This is a genomic window from Pantoea sp. RCC30.1, from assembly GCF_058148845.1.
In genome coordinates this window covers 13,145-25,595 of the sequence record NZ_JBXUHX010000019.1, presented here as the reverse complement: position 1 = coordinate 25,595, position 12,451 = coordinate 13,145, and the positions used below count along the sequence as shown (strand labels likewise).

Genomic DNA, 12,451 nt, shown 5'->3' with positions numbered 1-12,451 from the left:
GATTAATTTTTCTTATAACCAACCACTGTTTCATTCAAATAGCCGGACATAAGAAAAACAGATACATGCTATGCAGCAACGGTGCTGAACAGCATTTAATGCTGTATAACACCCCGTCACCAGCATGGTGCAGAGATCTGGCGCCTGCACTACAGTGAGTCAGTTCACATTTATCGGCCGATCTCCAGGCATCAGAGTGATACATTTTAAACCATAAAATCCATTAAATTCATTATGTTAAGCAGATAAAACAGCTAATTACCCTGTCTGACCACCCTATTTGACCTGATTACGCTTTCCCGATAAGTTGGAAATCCGCTGAAAGCTTTCCAGACGGGCCATTGTCTCGGCATATCTATGCAACAAGAAGACTCCCGCGTGGTTTAAGTCATCTCCTTTAAGAGACCGGAAATCAGAGAGCAGCTCAATTAAGGACGTTTTACCGATGTCTGGAGAGAAATGCTCAGGGCTATGACGCGCGCTCGACAGAGCATGGCGATGAAAATGATAGCGCCCCAGTGCGCCCAGACCCTGAATCAGTGCAGGCAATGTCAAAGCAGTTTAAGGAGACCCTCAATGTCCACTAAAAAACCTCAATCCTATGGCTTGTATGATCCGACAGCAGGCAGTGACAGCTGTGGTGTAGGTTTCATTACGCGTAAGGACGGCGAGCAGACCCACGAAATTCTGCAGATGGCGCATAGCGCCCTGTGTACGGTGCCTCACCGCGGCGGTATGTCGGCGGAAGGCGTCGGCGATGGCGCGGGGGTCAACGTTGACCTTTCGCTGCACTTTTTCCGCAAAATTACCAACAAGCCGCTGGAAGCGGGCCGCTTTGGCGTCGGCAACTTCTTTGTACCGAAAGATGCTGAGCTACGCGCAAATGCCGAACGTCTGGTAGATGAGGCACTCAGCAGCTTTGGCCTGCCGGTGATCATGAAACGTGACATGCCACTCGACAGCAGCGTGACGCGCCCGGCAGCCATACAGTTCCAGTTACCGATTCTGCAGTGGGTTTTCACTGCGCCACAGGACGTGGTCGATCAGAACGACTTCGAACAGCGCATCTACCGCGCCCTGTTAACGATTGAAGCGCGTGCCTTCACCGAAAGCGAATTTGGCGGTCTCTATCCGCTGTCGCTGTCATCACGCACACAGGTGTTCAAAGCCCGTCTGAACTCCAATGAAGTGATCCCATACTTCAAAGATTTGACCGATCCCGATCATCAGGTGCGCGGGCTGTTCTTCCATACCCGCTTCTCCACCAACACCGATCCGCATACCACCATGGCGCAGCCGTTCCGCCTGATGGCGCATAACGGTGAGCTGAATACGGACCGTAAAAACCGCATCGCCGAGTCCGCGCTGGCTCTGGCCCGTGGTAAGAAAATCGTGCGGCCGAAAGGCCAGTCCGATAGCTCGCGTCTGGATCAGAGCATCCATAGCCGTCTGATGGAAGATAACCTCGACCTGATCACCGCCGTCGTCTCAATGATGCCGCCAGCCTGGGAAAACGACAGTTCACTGCCGTCAGAAGTGCGCGACATGCTGGAGTATTTCTCACTGTATGAAGAGAAGAACGACGGCCCGGCGGCATTAATCTTCGGCAATGGCGAAGTGATTGGTGCACGCCTTGACCGGCTTGGCCTGCGCCCACTGCGTTCAGTCGAAACGGCTGAATATATCGGTGCGATGTCGGAAGCCGGCCAAATCGCCTTCCCACCGGAAAGCGTGTTGCGTCGTGGCCGTATCGAAGCGGGCGGTATGCTCTATTTCGATCATCGTGAAAAACGCAGCTACACCACGCTGCAGGCGCTGGAAAAACTGGCTGCAGAGAAAGATTATTCTGCGCTGCTGCGTGAAGCGCGCGTCGGTCTTGACGATCTGCCTGAGATTCCGGCTGAACAGCAGGGTTCACCGCTGCGTTATCGCGGCGATCTGAAAACCTATCAGCGTTTTGTTGCCTACTACTACAACCAGGAAAGCTTCAAGTTCATGATGGACCCGATGTTGAACACCGGTGCAGAGAAGATCTCTGCGATGGGTTACGGCAACGCCATCAACGGCTTATCCGATCATGAAGGCGGCATGGCGCACTACTTCTCTCAGCGCTTTGCTCAGGTGACCAACCCGCCGCTGGACTCTATCCGCGAAGTGGATGGCATGACGCTGCGTGTCGCACTCGGCGCGAAACCGCATCTGGGCCGCAGCAAAGGCCGTCAGATTGTGGTGCCGACGCCGATCCTCAGTCATCTTGATATGCTGCGTTTACGCGAGCAGACCATCGCGCCTTATGCCCGCTTTGAGATGCTCTATGAGCCGGTGATCGGCAAAGATCTGCTGAGCACCACCGCGAACGCGAATGCGCTGGAAAAAGCGATTGATGACCTGACGCAGCAGGTGGTGGATTTTGCCCGTACTCAGGGCGGCATCGCCGTGCTTACCGATCGCCACATCTCTTCAAAGCACGCTGCGATCCCGATGCTGCTGGTGGTTTCCGCCATCAACCAGCGTCTGGTACAGGAAGGCCTGCGTCTGGATGTGTCTCTGGTAGTAGAAAGCGGCCAGAGCATCTCCTCGCACCACATTGCAGCCACACTCGGCTTTGGTGCTTCCGCTATCTATCCACTGGGCGTACAGATGCGCGCAGAGGAGAAATTTGGCGAAGGTGAAGAAGGTAACAAAGCCTTTAGGCGCTATGCCAAAGCGGCTGAAAAAGCCCTGATGAAAACCATGGGCAAAGTGGGGCTCTGTACCGTTGAGAGCTACAGCAGCGGCGAATTCTTTGAGCCGAACTTCCTGAACACCGATGACCCGGTGCTGAAAAAGTATTTCCCGAATATCAGAACGCCGGTTGGCGGTGCAGGCTTCGCGACGATCGCGCAAATGGCCGTTGACTGGCACCAGAGCGCACTGAAGATTCAGGGCGAGTCTGAAGTGCCATTGCTGGGCCTGTTCAAAGAGCGCGCAGAAGGCGCGGGTCACTCCTACGGCACCATCGCCGTACGCACCTTCATCGACATGACCGAAGAGCCGATTCGCTTTGCCGACAAGGCGCGCGAAGAGGATAACTTCATCCGTCTGATGACGCTGGCAAAACTGGATAATGCGTTTGGCATCAAGCCAGAGACGTTTAAAGACAGCAGCTTCGAGCGCATCCCGGATGAGGTGATCAACAATTTTGCGATTACTGCCGACTACCGTCAGTTCTCAAGCCTGATGTATGAAGAGCGTAAGCGTCGCCCGGCGGCCCTGCGCGATATCCTGACCTTTCCGGCTGACCTGACCCACATCGACAGTGAAGCAGAGTTTCGCCGCAAGCTGGGACGCTACTCGCTGACCAACAACGGCTTTGCTATTCGCGGCATGGAGTGTGAAGCAGTGGATGGCAGCCTGAATCACTTTATGCTGCGTCTGACCGATGCGATTGAAGGTCTGAAGCCAGAGAGCGAGCGACTGGAAAACCTGTCTCGTGCTCTGAGATTCCGCTTCGGTGACGATATTGAGAGCAGCGAAGTGGTCACTGGCGGTCTTAAAGTGACGGCTTACGGTAAAGCGGCAAATTATCTGTCACGTATTTTCACCACCCTGCCTTCACTGCCGCTGAGTGAAGTGCAGCCAGCCTGTGAAATTACCCGTACCTTTGCCTCCGGGGCGATGAGCCACGGCGCGCTGGTCGCGCCTGCTCATGAAGCGGTCGCACACGGCACCAACATGGTCGGCGGCATGAGTAACTGTGGTGAAGGCGGCGAGCATTACTCCCGTCACGGCACCATCCGTGCCTCCCGTATCAAACAGCTGGCTTCGGGTCGTTTCGGCGTCTGGGCTGCCTATCTGGCAGACCCGATGCTGGAAGAGCTGGAGATCAAAATTGGTCAGGGCGCGAAGCCTGGCGAAGGCGGTCAGTTACCGGCAGCCAAAGTCACCGTTGAGATTGCTGCGGCCCGTGGCGGTACACCTGGCGTTGAGCTGGTCTCTCCGCCGCCGCATCACGACACCTATTCCATCGAAGATCTGGCGCAGCTGATCCACGACTGTAAAGCTGCGCGGGTGCGCGTTATCGTCAAACTGGTCTCGTCTGAAGGGATCGGCACCATCGCGGTTGGCGTGGCTAAAGCCGGTGCAGACGTGATTAACGTGGCCGGTAACACAGGCGGTACAGGCGCTGCGTCTGTGACCAGCCTGAAATATACCGGACGCGTGGCCGAAATCGGCATCGCTGAAGTCCACCAGGCACTGTGCGCCAATGGCTTGCGCGAGAAAGTATTGCTGCGCTGCTCTGGCGCACAGCAGACCGGAAGCGACGTGGTGAAGTCTGCCCTGCTGGGCGGTGATAGCTTCGAGTTCGGCACCACTGCGCTGATGATGCTGAAATGCGTGATGGCGAAGAACTGTAACGTGAAGTGCCCGGCTGGCTTAACCACTAACGCCGAAGCCTTTGATGGCGATCCACGTCAGCTGGCGCAGTATTTCCTCAACGTGGCGCATGAAGTGCGTGAGATTCTGGCACGTATGGGTCTGCGTTCTCTGCGTGAGGCGCGCGGTCGCTCTGACCTGCTGCACCTGATGGATCACCCGCTGGAAGTGGGCAAACTCGACTTACGCGCCATGCTCACCGTGGTGCCTGAACTGAAAATCGATAAGCCGGTTTATCTGGAAAAAGACTTTGAACTGGATGATGGCTGGATTGAGCAACTGAAGCTATCGCTGGTGGAGCAGGGAAATCCTGACGTCGCCCTGGGCAACAGCATCGTTCTGAACAACCGCAACAAAAGTGTCGGCGGCCAGCTGGCCATCGATATTGAGCGCATGCTGAATCATCAGCTGAGCCAGGAGCAGTTGAAGGCAATGCCTGCGGTAATGACCGACGATCGCGGCCGCAGTTATCTGGCCCCTGAGAGCGTCAAAATTTCCACTACCGGTTCTGCCGGTCAGTCATTTGGCGCATTCTGCAACGATGGCATGCAGCTGACCCATTACGGCACCTGTAACGACGGTGTCGGCAAAGGACAGTGTGGCGGCGAACTGATTGTGATGTCACCTGGCGGTGGCGCGCAGGATGCCGATGGCAACGTGTTGATTGGTAACTTTGCGCTGTTCGGCGCAACCGGCGGACGTCTGTTCGTGCAGGGCCAGGCGGGTGACCGTTTCGCGGTGCGTAACTCAGGCGCAACTGCCGTTGTTGAAGGCGTCGGTGACTTCTGCTGCGAATATATGACTAACGGCGCCATCCTTAACCTGGGCACCTTTGGTAAAGGATTTGGCAACGGCATGAGCGGCGGCTTTGCCTACCAGTACGACCCCTATGGATCGCTGGCCAGCCACGCTGCCGGTGATTCGGTGCGGTTCGGCTCGATTGCCGATCAGGATGAGATGGCGCAGGTGCATAAGCAGGCAGTGCTGACCATGCTGAACTGGCATCTGGAAGCGACTAAATCGCCACGTGCCGCCTGGCTGCTGGAGAACTGGGAAACAGAGTGTCACCACTTTGTTTACGTGATGCCGCGTTCGCTGCTGCTGTATCAGGATGGCGGTGAGATTCTGAAAGCCAAGAGCCGTAAAGATCTGCTCGAAGAGCTATCAACGGCGCTGGCAGGCCATCAGGTTGCCAAGTTTAAAGCAGCGTGGCGTCAGGGTAAAACCATCGCCAATGGTGCCGTCCCGGCCTATGGCGCGACCGATACGCAGGAGATGTTTGTCCTGCTGAACAACTACACCGTACTGAGCTTTGCCCAGCAACTGGCACTGGCTAAGTTGCCGAAAGGCACGCCGGTTGAAGATGCGGCGGTAGAAAAAGCGGTGCGTAATCTGCTGATGACTGAAGACTTTTCACTGGTCAGCAAGCTGCAACGTCATGCCCGTTCCGCCATTGAAAGTTACAGCGATGATGAACTGGCGAGTCTGATTGGTACCAAACGCATGTCAGATTACAAAGCGGCGCTGACGCAACGTAACATCCGCTCTATGGACAGCCTGGCCACCTACGGCTGGATCATGTATCAGGATGCCTGTAACCGGGAAGTGCTGGGCCACCTGCCTGACTTTGAAGAGCTGTTTGCACGTGCGGCATTGCCGGAAATCGCCGCTGCGGTGGGTAAACTCTCCTGACAGTGATACTGATCAGGCTGAACTGAATATTATTAATTGATCATTGCCCGGATTAATCGTTGTACCGGACAGATGCAGAACCGCTCTCCCCTGCAGCAGAACCTGCCGCGCGGGAAAGCGGAACCGCTTTCAGACAGGACAACGCCACTGATATCGGGCGAGAACGGGATTGAGTAAAAGTACCCATGAAAATTCCTTATATTCCAGAAGATGCACCTTTTAATGGCGATCAGAAGTACTGGCTGGCTGGCTTTCTCGCGGGGCTTCACTCCCGTTTGCTGGTGTTAGAAGACAAACAGCAACCTGCCGCAGGTACGGGCGCAGCCGCGACCACGCAACTGCATATTCTTTACGGCTCACAGACCGGCAATGCCGAAGCACTGGCGCAGACCGCAGCGAAATCTGCCCGCGCCAAAGGGCTGGTACCCGTGGTTCAGGCGCTGGGCGATGTCGATCTCGACGTGTTTGCCACTATGCGCCATGTGCTGATCGTCACCTCGACCTATGGCGAAGGTGAAATGCCGGACAACGCGCAGCTATTCTGGGATGCGATCTCTGCCAGTACCGCACCACGTCTGGAGCAGATGCATTTCGCCGTGCTGGCCATTGGCGATACCGGCTACGATGGCTTCTGTCAGGCGGGCAAGTTCATTGATATGCGCCTTGAGCAGTTGGGTGCGAAACGCGTGGTTGATCGTATCGATTGTGATATCGACTACGAAGAGCCTTCCAGTGAGTGGCTGAACAGCTCAATGCCACAGTTTGCGGCCAGCGCGGGCAGCAGCGGCACCGTGCTGGAGAGCGCACCTGAAGCGCCGGTCATTCCGGGCAGCAACAAATCGAATCCGTATGCCGCTGCGCTGATCACCAACAAGCGTTTGTCAGGCGAGCAGTCAGCCAAAGATATTCGTCATTTCGAATTCGACCTGTCGGACAGCGGCCTGAAATATGAAGCGGGCGATGCGCTGGGCGTGATTCCGGTCAACGAGCCGTCACTGGTGAGCCTGCTACTGACCCAGCTTAATGCTGATTACCAGACGCCGGTGCCTGGCTTTGACCGTAGCCTCGGCGACCTGCTGACCTATCAGTTTGAGATTTCAGAGCCGTCACGCAAGTTGATCGAGTGGGTCGGACAGAACACCACCAACCAGGAACTGCGTCATGTCTTACAGCATGATGATAAAGATGCGCTGGGCGTGTGGCTGTGGGGCAAAGATACCCTCGACCTGCTGCAGCTTGAGCTGACGCGTACGCTGGCGGTTCCTGAGTTTGTTGCCCTGCTGCGCCCACTGCAGCATCGTGCTTACTCAATTTCATCCAGTTCTAAGGCCCATCCTAACCAGGTGCATCTGACCGTTGCGTCGGTGCGTTATCACAGTGGTGGCCGTAATCGCGGTGGCGTCTGCTCGACCTATCTGGCCGAGCGTGTGCGTCGCGGCGAGAAGCCCGCCATCTTTATCTCGCCCAATAAATCGTTCCGCGTGCCTGCCAATAACAGCGCACCGCTGATCATGGTGGGACCGGGTACCGGTATTGCGCCATTCCGTGCCTTCCTGCAGGAGCGCCAGGCAACCGGCGCGCAGGGCAAGAACTGGCTGTTCTTCGGCGATCAGCATCAGGAGCATGACTTCATCTATCAGGATGAGTTACTTGCCTGGCGGGATAATGGCTTGCTGACGCGCCTGGATCTGGCGTTCTCACGCGATCAGGAGAAGAAGATCTACGTGCAGAGCCGGATGCTGGAACAGGGCGCAGAACTCTATGCCTGGCTGCAGGAAGGGGCTTACTTCTACGTCTGTGGCGATGCCTCACGTATGGCGAAAGATGTGGATAACGCGCTGTATGAAGTAGTTCGCCAGTTTGGTGGCCTCTCCACCGAGCGTGCGGCAGACTACGTCGATCAGTTGAAGAAAGAGAAACGCTACCTGCGCGACGTCTATTAATCGTGAAGGTCTGCTGAAAAAATCCGGCTTGCGCAGGCAGCCGGATTTTTTATGGGTGGCAGGCAAAAAAATACCCGTCACATGGACGGGTATTCACTGTTATGTCACGGCTATTTCACTACGCGCAGTGAAGGTCGTCCACCACGAGGCGGTGGATCGTCATCAGGCGGCGTCTCGTCATCGCTGGCGTCGTCAGGACGATCACCATCAATCACGGACATCATGGTCTCTTCCTGACCTTCTGACGCCTCCTGCATACCCAGCTCGTAAGCGGGTTCCGGTTCAAACATCGTCCCGGCACCGTTTTCACGCGCATAGATTGCCAGAATCGCCGCCATCGGCACGTTAACCTGGCGAGGCACGCCACCAAAGCGGGCGTTAAACGACACCTGATCATTTGCCAGATCGAGGTTGCCGACAGCGCGTGGCGCGATGTTCAGGACAATCTGACCATCACGCGCATACTCCAGCGGCACCTGCACACCTGGCAGATTAATATCGACCACCAGATGCGGCGTCAGCTGATTGTCGAGCAACCAGTCATAGAAGGCGCGCAGCAGATAGGGACGACGTGCAGTAAGTTGCGACATTTCCATACGTTAAGCCCGGGCTTGCAGGCGCATTTCACGTTCAGCTTCAGTTAATGAAGCGAGGAATGAGTCACGCTCAAATACGCGATTCATGTAGCCTTTCAGCTCTTTTGAACCTGAGCCGATCAAATCGATGCCCATTGATGGCAGACGCCATAACAGCGGAGCCAGGTAGCAATCAACCAGACTGAACTCTTCGCTCATGAAGTAAGGCGTACGACCAAACAGTGGCGCGATAGCCAGCAGCTCTTCACGCAGTTGCTTGCGTGCCGCTTCGGCTTCCTGTCCCGTGCTGTTCTCGACTTTCCGCATCAGGCTATACCAGTCCTGCTCGATGCGATGCATCATCAGGCGGCTATCACCACGGGCAACCGGATAAACCGGCATCAGTGGCGGATGCGGGAAACGCTCATCTAAATATTCCATGATGATGCGTGATTCATACAACGTCAGCTCACGATCTACCAGCGTCGGTACCGTGCGATACGGATTGAGGTCAATCAGATCCTGCGGCAGGTTATCCATTTCGACCTGCTCGATCTCTACGCTGACACCCTTCTCCGCCAGGACAATACGTACCTGATGGCTGAAAATGTCAGTAGGACCAGAAAACAGCGTCATTACCGAACGTTTGTTGGCAGCGACAGCCATGAAAACCTCCAAGTTTGTTCACAAAAAGATACTGCGAATAGCCAACCACACGGCGATTCACCAGCTTATCGAACTCGCACGCAACCTGGTTAGCCGCGCCGTAGATACTGACGCCCCGACAGTGGGGAGGCGCATAACGCACCGGCCTGCGGGCGCAAAGTGACACAGAGTTTACCAGATTTTAGGCTGCTTGTGGGCGTGGAATGAATCTTTGCAGGTAAAATGAGCGCGACGTTACGGTTTTCGCGGGGAGTCGTGGGAAGGCCGAAAATAAAAAACCCGCCGAAGCGGGTTTTTTGAGCCAATTGTCGCAGCCGGAGCTGCAAACAATTAACGCTTGGAGAACTGAGGACGACGACGTGCTTTACGCAGGCCGACTTTCTTACGTTCAACCTGACGCGCATCACGCGTTACGAAGCCAGCTTTACGCAGCTCGCCACGCAGTGATTCGTCGTATTCCATCAGAGCGCGGGTGATACCGTGACGGATCGCACCAGCCTGACCAGAAATACCGCCACCAGAAACAGTGACGTAGAGATCGAATTTACCAACCATATCCAGCAGCTCAAGCGGCTGACGAACTACCATGCGGGCAGTTTCGCGACCGAAGTACTGTTCCAGAGAACGTTGGTTAATAACGATATTACCGCTACCCGGCTTCATGAATACGCGAGCGGTAGAGCTTTTGCGGCGACCAGTGCCGTAGTTTTGAGTTTCAGCCATTGCCTTTAATCCCGATTAAATGTCAAGAACTTGCGGTTGCTGTGCCGCATGGGTGTGCTCGTTGCCTGCGTAAACTTTCAGTTTACGATACATAGCACGACCCAGCGGGCCCTTCGGCAGCATGCCTTTAACCGCGATCTCAATCACACGCTCAGGACGGCGAGCAATCATCTCTTCAAAGGTCGCCTGTTTGATACCACCGATGTGACCAGTGTGGTGATAGTAGATCTTGTCAGTACGCTTGTTGCCGGTTACAGCAACTTTTTCTGCGTTCAGAACGATGATGTAATCACCAGTATCAACGTGCGGAGTGTATTCCGCTTTATGCTTACCACGCAGACGGCGCGCCAGTTCAGTCGCCAGGCGACCCAAAGTTTTGCCCGTTGCGTCAACTACAAACCAGTCACGTTGGACGGTTTCTGGTTTAGCTGTAAAAGTTTTCATCGAAAAGCTTACCCAAATTAAGTTACACGTTGGTGAAATCCCAAACGCTTAAGTAAACGAATGAGGCTCACACGACCATTTTGACCAGCAAGCCACCCCTTCGGATAGAGTTACTGGAACACAGAGGATTTGGGAAAAAAATCCTTTGCTGTAACGTGGGGTCGCAAGATTATAGAGAAGTCGGTTACAAAAATCGAACCCTATTTCGGTATTTATCCTGATTATTCTCACGGCAGGTGCGGTAAGCGAAGATACTCTTCGCTCTGCATCTCCTGAAGTCGGGATAAACAGCGCTGATATTCGAACTTCAGCCGCGTGCCCTGATAAATCTCGGTCAGTGACGTCTCCGCCGCGACCACCAGCTTCACATGACGTTCATAGAACTCATCGACCAGAGCCAAAAAACGGCGCGCCTGATCTTCGGTTTTATAGATCATCACCGGCACGTCATACAGCAGCACGCTGTGAAAACGGCGCGACAGCGCAATATAGTCATGCTGGCTGCGCCCTTCGCCGCACAGCGTCGTGAAATTAATCGCCAGCACGCCCTCGCTGACGCCCAACGTCGGCATCTGGCGGTGATTAATCTCCAGAACCGGCGCCTCTTCAGGCTGGCTACCCGACAGCGCTTTAAACATCCGCGTCATTTCAGCGTGCGTTTCCGGGTTCAGCGGATAGTTCCACAAGTGTGCGGAGGTCAGCGTGCGTAACCGGTAGTCAATTCCGGCATCCACGTTCATCACATCGCAGTGGCGTTTTATCTGCTCAATGGCAGGCAGGAAACGCGCACGCTGCAGACCATTACGATAGAGGTCGTCAGGCGGAATGTTCGAGGTGGCCACCAGCGCGATACCGCGTTCAAACAGCGCTTCCATCAACGTGCCGAGCAGCATCGCATCCGTGATATCGGAGACAAAAAACTCATCAAAACAGAGGATGTCGGTTTCGGCTTTGAATTTGTCCGCGATAATCAGTAACGGATCGCTCTGGCCCTGAAGCTGCGTCAGCTCTTCGTGCACCCGCAGCATAAAGCGGTGGAAGTGCAGACGCAGTTTGCGATCGCCAGGAATAGACTGAAAAAAGAGATCCATGACCCAGGTCTTACCGCGACCGACACCGCCCCACATATAGAGGCCACGTACCGGTTGTGGCGCCTCATTTTTCTCTTTGCCGATCAATTTTGACAGACGACCCAGCAGGCCGGATGTGGCCGGCGCGGCAGATTGTTGCCGGGCAACCAGCGCCTGCTGCAGCGCGTCTAAACGGGTTATCGCTTCACGTTGTACGTCATCGGGCCTGAATTCGCCCTGCGACAGCGCCTGCTCATAGCGTGCAAGCGGAGTTGAGGTTTGCATTATTGTTTCAAAGTCCCTGAATGGTGTCTGATTCATACCACGGTTGCTGAAAAAAAGGCCGTTCTACACTAAGCCATGCTGCACCGGAGTTCCACATCCATAAGATTAACGGGTATAGTAACTATTATTGAAATGGTGCAACGCCCTACGGAACAATGGAAATAACACGGGAGTCATTATGACCTGGGAATACGGGCTAATTGGTTTAGTGGTAGGTATTATTGTCGGCGCAGTAGCCATGCGTTTTGGCAACAAAAAGCTGCGTGAGCAGCGCAGCATGCAGTACGAGCTGGAAAAATCGAAAGCGGAGCTGGCTGATTATCGCGAAGAGCTGACCAACCACTTCGCGCAGAGCGCGGAGCTGCTGGACAACATGGCGCGTGATTATCGTCAGCTCTATCAGCACATGGCAAAAGGATCCAATGATCTGCTGCCAAATCTGCCTGGACAGAAAAATCCGTTTGCCTATCAGCTGACTGAAGCTGAAGCGGATAACGATCAGGTGCCGGTGCAGATGCCGCGCGACTACTCTGAAGGCGCATCCGGTTTACTGCGTGGCGAGCGCCCTGCCCGCGACTGATCTTTTTGGGGCGCAGCCTGTCTGCGCCCACTGAATTTGCGAACCCTGACCGCAAAC

General features: G+C 55.0%; 8 protein-coding genes. 3 read left to right on the top strand and 5 right to left on the bottom strand.

The genetic code is table 11. The features are described from left to right. Positions 1-576 precede the first annotated feature (576 nt). On the top strand, positions 577-6,108 hold the full coding sequence (locus AC2LB6_RS16545; RefSeq protein ID WP_490094314.1) for a glutamate synthase-related protein: 5,532 nt from the start codon (positions 577-579) through the stop codon (positions 6,106-6,108). A gap of 185 nt (positions 6,109-6,293) precedes the next feature. Continuing rightward, positions 6,294-8,051, top strand: a complete 1,758-nt coding sequence (locus AC2LB6_RS16540) for a sulfite reductase subunit alpha (protein ID WP_150037900.1) — start codon at positions 6,294-6,296, stop codon at positions 8,049-8,051. A gap of 110 nt (positions 8,052-8,161) precedes the next feature. Here the strand turns inward: AC2LB6_RS16540 and sspB are convergent, their stop codons facing one another. The 5 genes from sspB to zapE all read right to left on the bottom strand — a co-directional run bounded on the left by sspB (position 8,162) and on the right by zapE (position 11,814). Next, positions 8,162-8,647, bottom strand: a complete 486-nt coding sequence (gene sspB, locus AC2LB6_RS16535; RefSeq protein WP_013359871.1) for a ClpXP protease specificity-enhancing factor — start codon at positions 8,645-8,647, stop codon at positions 8,162-8,164. A 3-nt stretch (positions 8,648-8,650) separates the two neighbouring features. Further along, positions 8,651-9,292, bottom strand: a complete 642-nt coding sequence (gene sspA, locus AC2LB6_RS16530) for a stringent starvation protein SspA (RefSeq protein ID WP_003851135.1) — start codon at positions 9,290-9,292, stop codon at positions 8,651-8,653. 330 nt (positions 9,293-9,622) lie between these two features. Then, positions 9,623-10,015, bottom strand: coding sequence for a 30S ribosomal protein S9 (gene rpsI / locus AC2LB6_RS16525; protein WP_090963862.1), 393 nt, complete (start codon positions 10,013-10,015; stop codon positions 9,623-9,625). 15 nt (positions 10,016-10,030) lie between these two features. Then, positions 10,031-10,459 (bottom strand): 50S ribosomal protein L13, encoded by a 429-nt coding sequence (gene rplM / locus AC2LB6_RS16520; protein ID WP_008925400.1) that lies wholly within the window; start codon positions 10,457-10,459, stop codon positions 10,031-10,033. Positions 10,460-10,686: 227 nt separating this feature from the next. Continuing rightward, complete coding sequence (gene zapE, locus AC2LB6_RS16515) at positions 10,687-11,814, bottom strand: cell division protein ZapE (protein WP_490094313.1); 1,128 nt, start codon at positions 11,812-11,814, stop codon at positions 10,687-10,689. Between the two features lie 178 nt (positions 11,815-11,992). Here zapE and zapG point away from each other — a divergent pair, with 178 nt between their 5' ends. Further along, a complete protein-coding gene (gene zapG / locus AC2LB6_RS16510) occupies positions 11,993-12,394 on the top strand; it encodes a Z-ring associated protein ZapG (RefSeq protein ID WP_003848291.1) in 402 nt (133 codons plus the stop codon). The last annotated feature ends 57 nt before the right edge of the window (positions 12,395-12,451 follow it).